Origin of the sequence: Collinsella aerofaciens (genome assembly GCF_018785245.1) — a bacterium.
GTDB classification, from domain to species: Bacteria; Actinomycetota; Coriobacteriia; order Coriobacteriales; family Coriobacteriaceae; genus Collinsella; species Collinsella aerofaciens_AD.
On the sequence record NZ_WQPL01000012.1, the window covers coordinates 19,677 to 35,370 of the forward strand.

Consider the following 15,694-nt stretch of genomic DNA (forward strand, 5'->3'; position numbering starts at 1 on the left):
TCGGTATCATGCTGCTCGTATATAAACGGTAGCAGTCAGGAGACCACGTGCGAAACATCGCATCGCGGGACGAGTATGTGCCGCAGCATGGCAGCAGATATAAGACGAAGGACACGTCTTCGTGTGGCCTTGCCGACACTCGCATCCGCGTGAGGAAGATTGCCGCCATTGGGATGCTAACGTCGGCGGTTATTATCCTCGGAATTACCGCCAAAACCTACGCATCGGAGCGAATGGCACATTCAGATGCGTCAACGGTACAGACGCAAAACAAAAAGGTCTCTGAATCTAAAGTCACCGCAAGTCAAACCCTGTCGACAGCGAACCTCAAGACGGGGCTTTCGAAGGCGGACTTTAACGATATTCCCTCAGGCGATACCGTGCAGACCTTCTCACTGGTTGATGACCAGATCCTCGCCCTGGAGGATGAGAACCTCGCCGCACTCCAGAATGCGCTTGACCAGGCGCAGGAGCTGGGCGATGTGGGCGTGGTGTTTTACGACCTGTCGAGCGGTAAGGGCGTGACGTATAACGCTGATGTCGAGGTGTACGGTGCGAGTAGCTACAAGGCACTCTATGCGTTGTACATCTGCGAATCTCTGGTCGAGACGGGCCAGGTTTCACTCGATGACTTCCTTGGCACCTATGGTGGCTACAACATGGGTTGGCAGACGGTACGCGACTTGATCGAGGCCGCGGTCGTTTATTCAGACAACGATTCGTTTATTGCGTTACGTGCGGCGTTTGACCGTGTCGGTTACGAGGATTGGATTGTCGGTCTTGGCATCGGTTACGATACGGCACTGGATCCGATGAGTGATTTTCCGACCTACTGCCCGCGCACTTCTGCGAGGTTATGGCGTGAGATGAGCGAGTATCTGAGCATGGATACCGAGACTTCACAGTGGTTGTCGGGCCTTCTGACATCAACATCGCGCTCGTTTATTCGCGATGGCATTGCGGACGAGCAGGTTTTGGTGCGCAACAAGGCAGGCTGGATTAGCGAGGATGGTTACTATTCGACATGCGATGCAGGCCTCATCGACATCGATGGCCGTACCTATGTCATGAGCGTCATGACATCGATGCCATGGAGTGACCGTTCGAGCGAGGTTACGGCCGCGATTGCAAAGGCTCTGTTTGATACGCGAGCTGCACTGGCTTAGCGTGTTCGTTTGGCGAGGTCAAACAAAATGCTGGTACCATACCTTGGTTGAGAATTTCGTATAGGTTTGGGGAATGGTATGGCTACCATCGCGATTATCGGTGCGCTCGAAAAAGAGATCATGCAGATTAAGGAAGAGCTGAGCGACGTTTGCGAGGCACGGGAGGCGGGCTTGACCGTTGTGAGCGGTGAGCTCGACGGCCTGACAGTTGTCGCCACAACGGCGGGCATGGGCACGGTGAACGCCGCCGCTGCAACACAGCACCTCATTAGCAAGTATGCTCCGCAGGCTGTTGTGTTTTCGGGCATTGCGGGCGGTTTGAACCCCAAGCTCCATATCGACGACGTGGTCATTGGCAAACGCCTACGCTATCTGGATACCGATACCGCGCTTATCGCCGAGTCCGCACCGGGGCTCGAGGAGTTTGGCTCGACGCCCGCGCTGGTCGATATTGCCGCCGACGTGCTTGCTGGACGTGGGTTTGTTGACGCTTCGAAAAATGCAGTCGCTTCGAACGAGGGCACCAAGCAGTTCCTGGTCGGCACGATTGCCACGGGTAACCGCTTTGTGACGGGCGCCACCATGCGCAACGACGCTATCGAGGCGACGCATGCCGATTGTGTCGGCATGGAGGGCGCGGCAATTGCCCATGTCGCAACCAAAAATGGTGTCGATTGCCTGGTGTTGCGCGCTATCAGCGATAATTGTGACGAGGCGTACGATGCAATTTGCGAGCGAGAGTTCGATCTGTTCGAGTACGCGCGTGTCGCAAGTGACATTACGCTCGATATCGTCCGCCGCATTGCCGCTGCGCAATAGCGCGTCTATTTGTAAGAACCTACGACCAAGGAGTGTCCATGGCCGATTCCATTAACTACCAGCTTGCCAAGTTCGTCGCCAGCTATGGCAAGGTTTCGCAGATTCCCGAGTCCACCTGCCCCGAGGTGAGCTTTGTCGGCCGCTCCAACGTGGGCAAGTCGTCGATTATGAACAAGCTATTTGGCCGCAAGAACCTAGTCAAGGTTTCCAGTACGCCGGGCAAGACGAGCAACATCAACTTCTTTGAGGCCGATGACGTGCATTTCGTGGACCTGCCGGGTTACGGTTTCGCCCGTCGCTCCAAGGCCGAGCGCGACCGCTGGGCCGAGCTTATCGGCGACTTTTTCGACTCCGAGCGCAGCTTTAACTTGGTGGTCTCGCTGGTGGACATTCGTCACGACCCCAGCAAGCTCGACCACGACATGATCGACTACCTACAGGGCAACGAGTTCAACTTTATCGTTTGCCTCACCAAAGCCGACAAGCTCAGCCGCACCCAGCAGGCCCGCCAGGCAGCAGCCATCAAAAAGCAGCTCAACGTTCCGGCCGAGAACGTGATCATCACAAGCTCCCAGACCGGCGTGGGTATCGACGAACTAAAAAAGCGCATCGCCGAGGCCTGCCTCTAGTCAGGGTTAAACCGTCAAAAGCCCCCGTTCATATCACCCCAGTGATAGTTATTGGTAAACTATCACTGGGGTGATATTTTTTAGGAGGTCGATATGGAGCTTTGGCACGGGTCGGAGGTTGTTGTCGAGCATCCATCGTTGGATAAATGCAGGCAATTCAATGACTATGGGCGCGGGTTTTATTGCACACCGCATGAGGAAATGGCAATGGAGTGGGCATGTCGGACCGAGTCTGATGGCATTGCCAATCGATATGAGCTTGATTTAGATGGCCTTGCGATTTTGGATTTGGAATCAGGTGAGTTCTCGATTCTCAACTGGCTTGCAATTCTGGCGAATAACAGAGAGTTCAATGTTTCAACGCCAGTAGCACGCGAGGGGCTTCGTTATCTGCTGGATAACTGCCTGATTGATATTTCTCCCTATGACGTTATTCGAGGCTATCGTGCAGACGATTCCTATTTCTCGTTTGCAAGACAGTTTGTCAACGGCATGATCTCGCTCAGGCAATTGCAGCGCATTATGTTTTTGGGGGATTTGGGCATTCAATATGCGCTTATGAGTGAGCGTGCGTTCTCGGCGATTAAGTTCCGCGATTGGAAGCAGGCTTCGGGAGCTGAGTTTTATCCCAAACGATTTGAGCGAGAACAGAACGCTCGACGAAAGTACCTGGATACGGTAAACGGATTTGACTCTGATGGTGTCGACATTAGGGATTTGATGGCAGGGAGGGTTGATTTGAATGATCCAAGAGTTAACGGATTGTGGGCCGAGTAGGACATACCCCGTCTACTACCTCGAGGATGCAATGAACAACCTCGGCGACTGCTTTGACTATGCCGTCAATGACTATGGAGCAGAAGGATCGGAAGTTGCTGAACTCTTTTGCCTGAGCGGGGTTGCTCGAGAGTTTGAGCGCGGCAATGCATGGGTAGTGTCGGGAAAATCGGGCGTTGAGCTGTTCGCGCTCATTGCCGAAAGGTCCGGCTATCAATCAAGGCCGATGCCAAATCGAACCTACCGATTCGAAAAGACACCGGAATATTGGACAGGCTGGATATTGGCATACCTTCAGTGGCGCCTAGGAGAGTCTTTCGAAGACCTGCTGCATGTCGTTCCGTTTGACGCACTGCTCAGTCTGTACTATCCCTGGCACGAAGCCTCGGAGGAACGCGTGGCTCGCCTCGTCTGCGATATGGCGAAAAAAGCGTCCAGGCAAACCAAACTTGCGTTAGCAAGAAAGAGACTCAAGAAAACCCAACAAGATCTGGCATACGAATCGGGTGTGTCACTCCGCTCAATCCAAATGTACGAGCAGCGTCAGAGAAACATCAATGAAGCCTCGGTAACAAGCGTACGAGCCATAGCAAAAGCCCTCCACTGCAACATCGAGGACCTCCTAGAACCAGTCTTCGAATACAAAGAAACCGGCGCCGTCTAAACCAAGCACACAGCCGATGCCCGCCTCTAGGAAGTGCTCCAGCCTAGCAAGAGCCCCTATCAATAAAAATCCAAACTATCAGCCCGGCGACTTTCCAGAGCGTAGGTCCCTGTAGCCGCCGCCGGTGAAGTTAACATAGGGGAGGCTAGGGGGCTTTGCCCCCAAATCTTTCCGCAGGACGGCAGGACCCCCGCCGCACGAAGTGCGCAGCGGGGGTCCTGCCATGTCCGAGGACGATTTGGGGGCAAAGCCCCCTGGCCTCCCCGGCGAGTATACGGGACGGCGACTACAGGTATTCGATCTGGGCGCCTTCCGTGTCGCACGTCAGAATATGCGTATCGCACTTGGGGAACTGCTCGCGCAGCTTGACCTGCAGGAACTTTGCCACGATGGTGTCGTCGGTCACAGCCATGAGGGTCGAGCCCGAGCCGCTAATCCAGATGGTCTTGGCGCCGCCGTTAAGGCAGGTGTCGCGCACGGCGTTGTAGTCGGGGATGAGGCGGCGGCGATAGGGCTCCTGGATGCGGTCGTCGTTGGCGGCGGCAATCAGGTCAAGGTCGCCGGTCTCCAGGCCGCGCGTCATGCCGGCGATGCGGCCCATCTGCCACACGGCGGTGGAGAGCGGAATCTCCTGCGGCACGACCTTGCGCGCCTCGCTCGTGTGTACCTCGTAGGGCGGAATCACGGTAATAAAACGCAGGCGATCGCTCACCTCGTAGCGCAGGCACTGGGGGAGCGAATCAGTCGGCGTAAAGGAGCAAACGGCACCGCCCAGGATGGCAGGGGCGACGTTATCGGGATGGCCCTCGACCTCGGTGGCAATGCGGACAAGCTCGGCACGGTCGACGGTGTGGCCCGTCAGCGCGGCGGCCGCCATGATGCCAGCGACGACGCAGGTGGAGCTGGAACCCAGGCCGCGGGCGACGGGCACGTCGGTCTGGATGTCGATAGCGACGGGAAAAGCCGGCTCGCCCCATGCGGCCAGCGCATCGACAAAGCTCACGTAGACCAGGTTGTTCTCGTTTTGGAATTCCTCGGGGCAGCCCGTGATGGTGAGCTTGTCGGCGCGCTCAAAGGTAAAGTGCGAGTAGAGGCTGACGGCCATGCCGAGGGTGTCGTAGCCGATGCCTAGGTTTGCGCTTGTTGCAGGGACGGTGATCTTGATCATGGGAATCTCCTGGGCGGTCTGCCTGTTTAGTTCGCTGCTCGGGCAGTCCTGGCTCGCTCGGAAAGCACATTAAGTGCTTTCCGGCTCGTGCGGAACTCGCGACGAACTAAACAGGCAGACCCGCATGTCAGTTCGTCATCATCCCGGTGGGTATCTGATAAAAGAAGGTGCGCCGGCTTTCGCCGGCGCTTAATAAGGGATCTAGTTGGTGCTCATTCGTTTTGCTGCAGAGTCGACGTAGCTGGTCATCTCGTCGACGTCGCAGACGTCTTCGAAGCGGACGGGCTTGGACTCGAGTTCGGCGAGCTGTGCCGGTGCGATCGTATTGGTGGCCTGCTCGAGCACGCGCATGGCTTCAAAATCATCCTCGGGAACGTCGAGGCCCAGGGCGTCGCAGCAGGCGCGCGGGAACTTGTAGGGGCTGGCGGTCGAAAGCAGCACGCGGGCCTTGGCGCCCTCGGCGGGGGCGACCTTTTCAAAGACGTGATAGCCGCAAGCGGTGTGCGGGTCGATCACATAGCCGTTTGCATCCCAGCAGTTCTTGATAGCAGCGCGGACCTCGTCCTCGCTGGCCCAGCCGCAGCCAAACACACTCTGGATCTTGGCCAGCAGCTCGGCGGGCACCTCATAGCGACCAGTCTGTGCCAGCTGCTCCATAAGGCCGGCAACGAGTTCGCAGTCGCCATCGGACAGGAAATAAAGCATACGCTCCAGGTTGGAGCTAATAAGGATGTCCATCGACGGCGAGATGGTCGTGAAGAACGGGCGGTTGCGGTCGTAAACGCCGGTGGTCAGGAAGTCAGCGAGCACGTTGTTCTTGTCGCTGGCCACGACGAGTTTGGCGACGGGCAGACCCATGCGCTTGGCATAGTAGCCGGCCAGGATATCGCCAAAGTTGCCGGTCGGCACGCAGAACTCCACGGCATCGCCGGCCTCGATGGCGCCGGCGCGCAGCAGCTGCGCATAGGCGGCAAAGTAGTAGACGACCTGCGGTACCAGGCGGCCAACGTTGATGGAGTTGGCGCTCGAAAGCACCGTGCCAGCGGCCTCCAGGCGCTCGGCAAGCTCCTTATCGGCAAAGATGCGCTTGACGGCGCTCTGGGCGTCGTCAAAGTTGCCGCGGATGCCGCAGACGGCGACGTTGTCGCCCTCCTGCGTGGACATCTGCAGGTTCTGGACGCGGCTGACCTTGCCCTCGGGATAAAAGACGGTGATGCCCGTGCCCGGAGCGTCGGCAAAACCGGCGAGCGCGGCCTTGCCCGTGTCGCCCGATGTGGCGGTGACGATCATGATGCGCTCGGTGCCGCCGTCCTTGGCGGAAGTGCGGGCCATCAGACGGGGGAGCATCTGCAGGGCGACGTCCTTAAAGGCGCTCGTGGGGCCGCCAAAGAGCTCCATCACATAGGTCTGGGGGGAGTCAGCGCCCGGCGCAGCGTCGAGTTTGACGAGCGGCGTAACCTCTTCACTCGCAAACGTGCCGCGGTATGCCTCGTCGACACACGCCGAAATTTCTTCGGCCGTGTAATCATTCAGTAACATTCCCAACACATCTTGAGCGATTTCAAAGTACGATTTATCTGCAAGCGAGCTGATATCGACCTGCTGAGTGCCAAGCTCGTCCGAGACAAACAAACCCCCGTCGGGAGCGATGCCGGTGCGGATTGCCACCTTACTTGAGCACGATAAAGTGCGTCCTCGTGTACTATGATAAGTTCCCATATAACACTGCTCCTCGGATGCCTTGGTCCCAATCGGTGAACCCATGGTATCAGAGCGCGCAAAATAGGTTCGCAGAGGCTTTTTAGAAAGGTAACCTCCAGTCCATGATTAAGATTGCCAAGTTTGGCGGCTCGTCGGTCGCCGACGCCGAACACTTCAAGAAGATCAAGGCCATCGTCGATGCCGACCCTGCCCGCCGTTTTGTGGTGGTTTCCGCCTGCGGCCGCCGCTTTAAGGGCGACACCAAGGTGACCGACCTGCTCTACCTGGTTAACGCGCACGTTAAGTATCACGTGTCGTGTGAGGAGCTGCTCGAGGACATTGGCCAGCGCTATTTTGATATCGCTGACGAGCTGGAGCTCACCTATCCCATCCGCGAGGAGTTCGCGGCCTTTGCCGAGCGCGCCCGCTCGGGCGGCTACTCTACCGAGGAGCTCGTGAGCCGTGGCGAGTACTTCACCGCTCGCCTGATGGCGGAGTACCTGGGCCTGCCGTTCCTGGACGCCGCGACGGTTGTGGCGTTCCATCATGACGGTACGCTCAGCATGAATCGCACCTCCGAGCTGGTGCAGGAGTACGGCCAGCAGGGCGGCTTTGTTATGCCCGGTTTCTACGGCGCGACGCGTGAGGGCCAGATCAAGCTGCTCGACCGTGGTGGCGGCGATATTTCCGGCTCGATCCTGGCCAAGTGCCTGGGTGCCGACCTGTACGAGAACTGGACCGACGTCTCGGGCTTCTATTCTGCCGATCCTCGCATTGTGCCCGAGGCTCAGCCCATTGCGCGCGTTACCTACGAGGAGCTGCGCGAACTTTCGTACATGGGTGCAAGCGTCCTGCACGAGGAGGCCGTGTTCCCCGTGCGCGAGGCGGGTATTCCGCTGGTCATCAAGAACACCAATGCGCCGCAGGACCCCGGCACCATCATTAGCGAGACGGCTGATGAGGGTGAGGCAGAGCCCATCATTACCGGCGTGACCGGCAAGCGCGGCTTTGTCGCCATCAACGTTGCCCGCGACCGCACCAAGCCCCGTGTTGGCTTTATGCGCCGCGCGCTTTCGGTCTTCGAGCGCTATGACGTTTCCGTCGAGCACATGCCCACCGGTGTCGACCGCTTTGGCGCCGTGGTGCAGGAGCAGGACGTGCACGACTCGCTGTACTCGCTCGTGGGCGACATTCAGCAGGAGGTCGAGCCGCTCGAGATCGAGGTTGTCGAGGGCCTGGCGCTCATCGCGACCGTCGGCCGTAACCTGCGTGGCCGCGCAGGTATCTCGGGCCATCTGTTTGGCATGCTTGGCCAGGCCGGCGTGAGCGTGCGCATGATTTCGCAGAGCTGCGACGAGATCAACATCATTATCGGTGTCGAGGAGAAGGACTTCGACCTGGCGATTCAGACCATCTACCGTGCCTTCTCCGATGAGAACGGCATTGTGAAGGTCTCCGACCTGGAGGTCCCCGCACCGGTCGATCCCGCCCTGGCCGCGCTCTGCAAGTAGCTGCCGTCCCGGTGCATTTTTGGGACAAGTGCCAAAAATCTACGGCGGGGCGTTTCGTTTCGGTTTCGTTTCGACGGGGCGGGTTTCGTGCCCGCCCCGTTCTTGTATACACTGGCAACAATAATCAGCCTGCTCGGCGTGCGGGCAAAAGCCAAAACCTTTAAAGGGGGAAGCATGAAACAGTACACGGTTGCTATTTTGGGCGCGACGGGAGCCGTGGGCACCCAGATGCTCGAGTGCCTCAACGAGCAGGAGTTTCCGGTTGGCAAGCTCAAGCTGTTGGCAAGTGCACGCTCCGCGGGCAAGACCGTTGAGTTCCGCGGCGAGCAAATCGTGATCGAAGAGGCTTGCCCCGAGGCCTTTGAGGGCTGCGACATTGTGCTCGGAGCCGCCGGCGACGATATCGCGAAGGAGCTGCTGCCCGAGGCCGTCAAGCGCGGCGCCGTCGTGGTCGACAACAGTCATGCCTTCCGCATGGATCCCGAGGTGCCGCTGGTCGTGCCCGAGATCAATGCCGACGATATCAAGTGGCATCACGGCCTTATCGCCAACCCCAACTGCGCGACCATCATCGGCCTGGTTCCTACGTGGCCGCTGCATCAGCTCGCCGGCGTGAAGCGCATGATCGTCTCGACGTATCAGGCGGCTTCGGGTGCCGGCGCTCCCGGCATGGCCGAGCTCGAGGCTCAGTTGGCCGCCCTGGGCCGTGGCGAGGAGATTCCCGAGCCGCGCGCGTTTGCCGCCCAGCTGGCGAGTAACCTGATTCCGCAGATTGGCGGCGTCAAGGAGGAGGGCTTTACCTCCGAGGAGATGAAGCTGCAAAACGAGGGCCGCAAGATCATGCACCTGCCCGAGCTGCGCGTGAACTGCACCTGCGTGCGCGTGCCTGTGCTGCGCTCGCACTCCGAGAGCATTACGCTCGAGTTTGAGCGCGATATAACGGTTGAGGAGGCTCGTGCTGCGCTGGCTGCTGCTCCCGGCGTCAAGCTGGTTGACGATATGGCTGCCGAGGATGCACACGACCGCTTCCCCATGCCGATGGACACCTCCGACCAGGACCTGATTTGGGTCGGCCGCGTGCGCCGCGACATCTCGAACCCCGAGGCTGCGCGCGGCATCACCTTCTGGTGCTGCGGCGACCAAATCCGTAAGGGCGCGGCAACCAACGCCGTCCAGATCGCTAAGCTGCTCTGCGAGTAGTGTGACCTGTCCGGCGGGGGCCGGGCCCAGTTTTCAGAACGTCCTCGACCATGTGTGGCGCCTTGTCCTGCTCCTTCGGAGCCGCGGACAAGGCGCCACACTGGTCTGCGGAGTGTTCTGAAAACTGGGCCCGGCCCCCGCCTGCGGTGACGCTGTTGCGAGCGGCCTGCGATGGGGCCGTTGCTGGTTGGGGCCGCTGGGCTGATGTTGGGGCGCGTGGCTGTTGCGGGCCCTAGTCCCGGCGGCGGCCACGGCGCTTTGCGCCTGCCGCCTTGGGGGGCTGTGGGGCGCGGCCGGCAGCTGCGGCGCGTTCGCGCCTACTGCCTGGGGTGACTTTGGGGTCGATTGGGGTTGTCTGCACAATTCGCGGTATTATGTTGCGGAGTTTTGAAAGGAGCCGCTGGTGGTCACGACGACGTTTGCTTCGCCTTTGGGCGAAATCTTGCTTGCCGCTGATGGCCGCGGTCTGACGGGACTTTGGTTTGAGGGGCAGGAGCATTTTGGCTCCACGCTTCTCCGGGAAGACTCCGAACATGTTGAAGGCGCCGACGCGGTTTCCGGTACCGGTGGCATGTCGTCGGTGAATCCCGCAAATGGTGCGGCCTCCTCGGTGCTCGAGCGTTCTTGGGCTTGGTTGAATGCTTATTTTGCAGGGCAGGAACCTCGGTTTACGCCGCCGTTGCATTTGATTGGCACGGCGTTTCAGCGTGAAGTTTGGTACGAGCTGCTTTCTATTCCGCGTGGCGAGGTCGCCACGTATGGCGAGATTGCCCAGCGTGTTGCGGCTCGACATCGTGTACCGGGAAACGAGGACCCCGTTGTGTCTTCCCGTGCCGTGGGGGCCGCGGTCGCGCGTAATCCCATTTCGATTATTGTGCCGTGCCATCGCGTGGTTGCCGCCGATGGTTCGCTCAACGGATATGCCGGCGGGCTTGATCGCAAGGAGTGGCTGCTTCGGCTTGAGGGCGCGTACGAGGAGTAGCGTTCGAGTGCTTTGCCTGTAGTAGCCGACTTCGACCAAAGCTCGCTCGAGTTCGCTTTGATCAGAGCACTTAAGACCCTTGTTTTCTGTCAATAGTGCCATCTGTTCGTTGATGGATATCCACGACTTCTGGTATTTCATTTAAGCCTCTTGATATAAAAAGAGCTGGAGTTGCGCATCGTTGAGAGGCTTTCCAGCTTTAGCAAAACAAACTTATTAGATGCGACGGGCCGCGTCAAGATAATTACCGGACGGCCTAGGAGGCGGCTGGTTGGCTGGTTTAAAACCTGGCGCGTGAAATGACGCTCCACGCTATTCAGCGCGCTTGATAGGATGACGAACCACAGTCTTAAGTTTCTCCGGTGCACATTTGCGCGGATCGGAGAGATAGATTTCGTGATGGAAACGGGTGTCTGAGAAGTCGGGAACATAGCCCTGCTCGGTCGTGTATTCATGCATAGCGTCTACGGTCGCCGGTTCGTTGTCGTAGGGCCCGGTGTGCATGCATTGAACGCAGAGACCCTCGTCAACTTTAAGCAGCTCGACGGCGGAAAAGTCCAGTTTCTTTTTGTTCGTGGCTTCCACGACTGCCCAGTCAAAGTCATCTCGGGTGACGAAATCGGGTAGGCGGATGCACGAGATAAAGTTGAAATCGTCCTTGCGTACATAATCGATGTCACCGCTCGGGGAATCTTGCCACCAGAAACCCTCGAGCGGCGGTACCACAAAGTCGAAATAGCCCTCGATACTCCTTGAGCCTTTCTTCGACATCTTGACGGTATAGGCGATGCCGTAAAGCAGCGGCAGGGCGTTTTGATACTCGCCACCTTCGGTATTTGGGTCGCCCTTTCCGCGAACGGCAACGTAGCTCATAGGCGGGACAGTTACGATACTCGGCTTGCTTGCAGGTTTGTAGAGCTCCTTGCATTCCTTCTTAAAGTCGAACGCCATGTTGGCCGCCTTTCTGCGTATTGGCCAGCTTAGATAACGGAATCATATCATAGAAACGAACAACTGTTCGAATGATTTGGCTGACAGATAGAGATGCGTGCGTTGTGTTTGGCGGTCGGCCTGACCCTGTCGATGATTTCCCTACCTTCCCGGCGCCTCATCTATAGCTGCCGTTTCCCCATATAAAACCTGCCAAAATGAACCTGTCCCTTTTTGGTCGGTGCGAAATGGGTAATACTAAAGAGTTATCCGACCAGATGGGAACCGATCGATGGCCTATATCGAATTCAAAGACGTCATCAAAGCATACGGCGAGGGCGATGCTCGCATCCACGCTCTCGACGGCGCGAGCTTTACGGTCGAGCGCGGCGAGCTCGCCATTATCCTGGGCGCCTCGGGTGCCGGCAAGACCACGGCGCTCAACATTCTGGGCGGCATGGATACGGCGACCTCCGGCACCGTGACGGTGGACGGGCGCGATGTGAGCTCCGCTAACGAGGCGCAGCTCGTGGAATACCGCCGCGCCGACGTCGGCTTTGTCTTCCAGTTCTACAATCTGGTTCCCAACCTGACGGCGCTTGAGAACGTCGAGCTCGCGGCACAGATTTGCCCCGATTCGCTCGATGCCGAACAGACGCTTCGCCAGGTTGGCTTGGGTGAGCGCCTCGCCAACTTCCCCGCGCAGCTTTCGGGCGGCGAGCAGCAGCGCGTGTCCATCGCCCGCGCACTGGCAAAGAACCCCAAGCTGCTTCTGTGCGACGAGCCCACGGGCGCGCTCGACTATAAAACCGGCAAGCAGATCTTGCAGCTGCTGCAGGATACCTGCCGCAAGCAGGGCATTACGGTCATCATCATCACGCACAACTCCGCGCTCGCGCCCATGGCCGATCGCCTGATTCGCTTTAAGAGTGGTCGCGTGGAGAGCGAGACGGTCCAGCAAAATCCCGTGCCTATCGAGACGATCGAGTGGTAGCGCCCATGGACCAGGACCGCCAAAACAGCCTACGCCGCGACGCGCAGAACACGGAGCGCGAGCAGGATTTTACGACCTACCGCACTGCCCAAAGCTCAAACGATATGGTGCCGACGGTGTTTCGCCGTGGCATCTACCGCACAATCCGAGGCAGTCTTAAGCGCTTCTTGTCAATCGTGGTCATCACCGCGCTTGGCGTGAGCGTGATGTGCGGCCTTAAGGCGGGTTGCGAGGACCTGTGTGATTCGGTTGATGCCTACTTCGACCAGCAAAATGTCTATGACATTAACGTGCAGTCGACCTATGGCCTGACTGACGATGATCTCGACGCCATCCAAGAGGTCGATGGCGTCGAAACGGCCGAGGGCATCTACACCGAGACCGCCTACACCGCCGTGGGCACAACGCGCGAGCGCGTGGTCGTGCAGAGTCTCTCCAAGGAGAACATCGATCAGCCGGTGCTCGTGAACGGCGATTTGCCCGAGAGCGCCGATGAAGTCGCGGTGACTTCGAAGTTCCTGAAGGCATCGGGCAAGAAAATCGGCGATACGGTGAGTTTTGCCGCCAATGACGCGAGCTCGTCCAATCAAAGCGCCAAGGACCAGTTTGCCGCGGGCGATTACACCATTACGGCTGAGGTCCTCGACCCCACTGATGTAAGTTCTGACTCGACAGTCAACGCCTTTCGCGCTGCTTCGGCGGCGGACTATAAGTTCTATGTGAGCGAGGACGCCGCGACATCTTCTTCCTACTCCGCGGTCCACGTGATCGTCGAGGGAGCCAAGAGCCTCAACTCCTATTCGGATTCCTACGCGGCAAAGATCAATGAGGTCAAGGGCAATATCGAGAAGATCCGCGAGGAGCGTGAGAAGGCGCGCGCCCAGGAGCTGACGGTCGACACGCCGGCGAGCTTGGACGCGGCTGAGCGTCAGGCGAATATGCTCTTTGGGATTGAGCAGGACAACATCAATCGCATGGCAGAGGGCAGCGAGGAGCGCGTGCAAGCGCAGACCGACCTGGATCAGCGCCGCGCCGCCGCCGACCAGCAGTTTGCCGATGCCCGCGCCGAGCTTTCCGATCTGGGCGAATGCACCTGGTACATCCAGGACCGCGGCAATATCGCAAGCTACTCGAGCGTGGAGAGCGATAGCTCGTCAATTGAGGCTATCGCCACGGTGTTCCCGTTCATCTTCTTTATCGTCGCCGTGCTCATCAGCCTTACCACCGCCACGCGTATGGTCGAGGAGGAGCGCACGCTCATCGGCCTGTATAAGGCGCTCGGCTATTCGCGCGGGCGCATCCTGTCCAAATACGTGGACTATGCGCTGTGGGCGTGTCTGATCGGTGGCGTGCTCGGCAATATCATCGGCTTTGTGGGCCTGCCGCTGTTCTTGTTTACGGTGTTCGACGACATGTATTCGCTGCCCCAGATGCTGCTTTCGTACGACATCGTGTCGTCGCTCGTGTCGGTGGCGCTATTTGCCGTGGGCGTGGTGGGTGCTACGATTATTGCCTGCCGCCACGAGATGGCCGAGACCCCCGCCTCGCTCATGCGTCCCAAGGCCCCGCGTGCCGGCTCGCGCATCTTGCTTGAGCGCATCGGCTTTATTTGGCGACGTATGAGCTTTTTGAACAAGGTGGCAGCACGTAACCTGTTCCGCTACAAAAAGCGTGCCTTTATGACCATCTTCGGTATCGCCGGCTGCACGGCGCTCGTGATCTGCGGTATGGGTATCCGTGACACGTCGGTGGCGCTTTCGCCCAAACAGTACGGGCATATCACGCGCTACGACCTGCTGGCGGTCGCCAATCCCGACGATTTTTCGCAGACGTGCGCGGCATTGGATGAGCGCGGCGCGGCCAATGATTCCAACGTGACCGTGACTTCGACGCTGCCGATTATGACCGACAACGTTACCTTTACATTCGGCGGAAAGAGCGAGACCGTGCAGCTGATCGTGGTGCCCGATGACCGCACGGGTGACTTGGGCGATTACGTTCGCCTTGAGGATGAGTCCAAAGAGCCACTGTCTTTGCGTGACGGAGACGTGTATCTGAGTAAGAGTTCACAGCTGGTGCTGGGGATTCAACCGGGCGATACGGCGCACGTCCAGGATTCGTCGCTCAATGTCGCCAAGGTCAAAGTCAGCGACATTTCGCTTAACTATCTGGGCAACACGCTTTACATGACGCAGAGCACCTATGAGCGCGCGTTTGGGCGCAGCGTTCGCCTCAATGGCATCTTTGCGCTGCTCAAGGGTTCGTCGGCCGACCAGATTGCGTTTAGCAAGAAGCTTAAGAGTGACGGCTGGCTTTCGATTTCGAGCACGGCCGAGCATTGGGAGAACTTTGAGGCGAACTTCACTATTATCAATTCCGTCGTGGTGCTCGTGACCTTTATGGCGGCGTGCCTGTCGTTTGTGGTGGTGTTTACGCTGTCCAACACGAATATCTCCGAGCGCGAGCGCGAGCTGGCGACCATCAAGGTGCTTGGTTTCCGCCGTGGCGAGGTGCACCATTACGTCAACAAGGAGACGTTGATCCTCACGGCAATTGGCGCCGCGCTGGGCGTGCCACTGGGCGGCTTGCTGGCCGAGAGTTTTACGTACATTTTGCAGATGCCGTCGCTGTACTTTGATGTTGAGGTCGAGCCGCTAAGCTACGTGCTCGCCGTGGTGCTTTCCTTTGGCTTTACGTTTATCGTCAACCTCGCCACCAATCGTACCCTCAACAAGATCGACATGGTCGGCGCCCTCAAGAGCGCCGAGTAACCTGTCCTGGGATTCAAGTTCTAGCGAGCTGCCGACGCGCCCGCAGCAGTATTTTTGCATAAACCGCTCCGCCAAATGCATACTTTGACGGGGCGGTTGCTTTTTGCCCACAGGTACCCCAGGGGGCGCCGTGCAAATTCCGGAGTATTCAGCATCCCGGGGTCCGCGGGCGCGGGGGCGGGTGCACAAAACCGCGCTGAAAGCCCCGATTCTGAGTCCCAACGCCTCTAGAGCCGCTCGTTTTTTTTACAGGATGCGGCCCATGGTGCCTGCCTTTCGCCCAAAATCCAGTATGCAGGCACCCTCGGCTGCTGAATACTCCCAAAAATGCACGCCGCATCCTACCCCAGGCACCCGCAGCAAGAAGACGAATAGCCACGGC

General features: G+C 58.6%; 13 protein-coding genes. 10 read left to right on the top strand and 3 right to left on the bottom strand.

Annotated features, from left to right (window positions below; genetic code table 11):
• The first annotated feature begins 233 nt into the window (after nucleotides 1–233).
• The 5 genes from GPK39_RS02565 (at nucleotide 234) to GPK39_RS02585 (ending at nucleotide 4,055) form a co-directional block, all read left to right on the top strand.
• Entirely contained in the window at nucleotides 234–1,166 is a 933-nt protein-coding gene (locus GPK39_RS02565) for a serine hydrolase (RefSeq protein WP_215673661.1), read from the top strand.
• A 78-nt stretch (nucleotides 1,167–1,244) separates the two neighbouring features.
• Nucleotides 1,245–1,985, top strand: coding sequence for a 5'-methylthioadenosine/S-adenosylhomocysteine nucleosidase (gene mtnN, locus GPK39_RS02570; protein ID WP_196025698.1), 741 nt, complete (start codon nucleotides 1,245–1,247; stop codon nucleotides 1,983–1,985).
• Between the two features lie 38 nt (nucleotides 1,986–2,023).
• On the top strand, nucleotides 2,024–2,614 hold the full coding sequence (yihA, locus tag GPK39_RS02575) for a ribosome biogenesis GTP-binding protein YihA/YsxC (protein WP_195362208.1): 591 nt from the start codon (nucleotides 2,024–2,026) through the stop codon (nucleotides 2,612–2,614).
• Between the two features lie 93 nt (nucleotides 2,615–2,707).
• A complete protein-coding gene (locus GPK39_RS02580) occupies nucleotides 2,708–3,391 on the top strand; it encodes a DUF3990 domain-containing protein (protein ID WP_215673662.1) in 684 nt (227 codons plus the stop codon).
• Nucleotides 3,392–3,422: 31 nt separating this feature from the next.
• Nucleotides 3,423–4,055 carry a helix-turn-helix transcriptional regulator gene (locus tag GPK39_RS02585; RefSeq protein WP_215673663.1) on the top strand — a complete coding sequence of 211 codons (633 nt, stop codon included), beginning with the start codon at nucleotides 3,423–3,425 and terminating at the stop codon, nucleotides 4,053–4,055.
• Between the two features lie 286 nt (nucleotides 4,056–4,341).
• Here GPK39_RS02585 and thrB read toward each other — a convergent pair whose 3' ends face one another.
• Nucleotides 4,342–5,223 (bottom strand): homoserine kinase, encoded by an 882-nt coding sequence (gene thrB, locus GPK39_RS02590; RefSeq protein ID WP_006234874.1) that lies wholly within the window; start codon nucleotides 5,221–5,223, stop codon nucleotides 4,342–4,344.
• Between the two features lie 201 nt (nucleotides 5,224–5,424).
• Entirely contained in the window at nucleotides 5,425–6,942 is a 1,518-nt protein-coding gene (gene thrC / locus GPK39_RS02595) for a threonine synthase (RefSeq protein WP_215673664.1), read from the bottom strand.
• A 104-nt stretch (nucleotides 6,943–7,046) separates the two neighbouring features.
• On the opposite strand from thrC, the gene GPK39_RS02600 reads away from it, so the two are divergent.
• From GPK39_RS02600 to GPK39_RS02610, 3 genes are all read left to right on the top strand, one after another.
• The gene (locus GPK39_RS02600; protein ID WP_215673665.1) at nucleotides 7,047–8,435 is read left to right on the top strand and encodes an aspartate kinase; all 1,389 of its coding nucleotides are present in this window, start codon (nucleotides 7,047–7,049) and stop codon (nucleotides 8,433–8,435) included.
• A gap of 174 nt (nucleotides 8,436–8,609) precedes the next feature.
• Nucleotides 8,610–9,635, top strand: a complete 1,026-nt coding sequence (locus GPK39_RS02605; RefSeq protein ID WP_117766544.1) for an aspartate-semialdehyde dehydrogenase — start codon at nucleotides 8,610–8,612, stop codon at nucleotides 9,633–9,635.
• Nucleotides 9,636–10,038: 403 nt separating this feature from the next.
• A complete protein-coding gene (locus tag GPK39_RS02610; protein ID WP_338404378.1) occupies nucleotides 10,039–10,617 on the top strand; it encodes a methylated-DNA--[protein]-cysteine S-methyltransferase in 579 nt (192 codons plus the stop codon).
• A 312-nt stretch (nucleotides 10,618–10,929) separates the two neighbouring features.
• Here the strand turns inward: GPK39_RS02610 and GPK39_RS02615 are convergent, their stop codons facing one another.
• Entirely contained in the window at nucleotides 10,930–11,568 is a 639-nt protein-coding gene (locus tag GPK39_RS02615; protein WP_215673666.1) for a GyrI-like domain-containing protein, read from the bottom strand.
• Nucleotides 11,569–11,839: 271 nt separating this feature from the next.
• On the opposite strand from GPK39_RS02615, the gene GPK39_RS02620 reads away from it, so the two are divergent.
• Together GPK39_RS02620 and GPK39_RS02625 are read left to right on the top strand one after the other, a co-directional pair.
• The gene (locus tag GPK39_RS02620) at nucleotides 11,840–12,541 is read left to right on the top strand and encodes an ABC transporter ATP-binding protein (RefSeq protein ID WP_117635686.1); all 702 of its coding nucleotides are present in this window, start codon (nucleotides 11,840–11,842) and stop codon (nucleotides 12,539–12,541) included.
• Nucleotides 12,542–12,546: 5 nt separating this feature from the next.
• Entirely contained in the window at nucleotides 12,547–15,312 is a 2,766-nt protein-coding gene (locus tag GPK39_RS02625; RefSeq protein ID WP_252204585.1) for an FtsX-like permease family protein, read from the top strand.
• The last annotated feature ends 382 nt before the right edge of the window (nucleotides 15,313–15,694 follow it).

Bases quoted from the DNA above. Each gene is read 5' to 3' on its own strand.
- mtnN (WP_196025698.1), top strand. From the start codon at position 1,245: ATGGCTACCATCGCGATTATCGGTGCGCTCGAAAAAGAGATCATGCAG.
- GPK39_RS02585 (WP_215673663.1), top strand. From the start codon at position 3,423: ATGAACAACCTCGGCGACTGCTTTGACTATGCCGTCAATGACTATGGA.
- thrB (WP_006234874.1), bottom strand. From the start codon at position 5,223: ATGATCAAGATCACCGTCCCTGCAACAAGCGCAAACCTAGGCATCGGC.
- GPK39_RS02600 (WP_215673665.1), top strand. From the start codon at position 7,047: ATGATTAAGATTGCCAAGTTTGGCGGCTCGTCGGTCGCCGACGCCGAA.
- thrC (WP_215673664.1), bottom strand. From the start codon at position 6,942: ATGGGAACTTATCATAGTACACGAGGACGCACTTTATCGTGCTCAAGT.
- yihA (WP_195362208.1), top strand. From the start codon at position 2,024: ATGGCCGATTCCATTAACTACCAGCTTGCCAAGTTCGTCGCCAGCTAT.
- GPK39_RS02580 (WP_215673662.1), top strand. From the start codon at position 2,708: ATGGAGCTTTGGCACGGGTCGGAGGTTGTTGTCGAGCATCCATCGTTG.
- GPK39_RS02625 (WP_252204585.1), top strand. From the start codon at position 12,547: ATGGACCAGGACCGCCAAAACAGCCTACGCCGCGACGCGCAGAACACG.
- GPK39_RS02620 (WP_117635686.1), top strand. From the start codon at position 11,840: ATGGCCTATATCGAATTCAAAGACGTCATCAAAGCATACGGCGAGGGC.
- GPK39_RS02565 (WP_215673661.1), top strand. From the start codon at position 234: ATGGCACATTCAGATGCGTCAACGGTACAGACGCAAAACAAAAAGGTC.
- GPK39_RS02605 (WP_117766544.1), top strand. From the start codon at position 8,610: ATGAAACAGTACACGGTTGCTATTTTGGGCGCGACGGGAGCCGTGGGC.
- GPK39_RS02615 (WP_215673666.1), bottom strand. From the start codon at position 11,568: ATGGCGTTCGACTTTAAGAAGGAATGCAAGGAGCTCTACAAACCTGCA.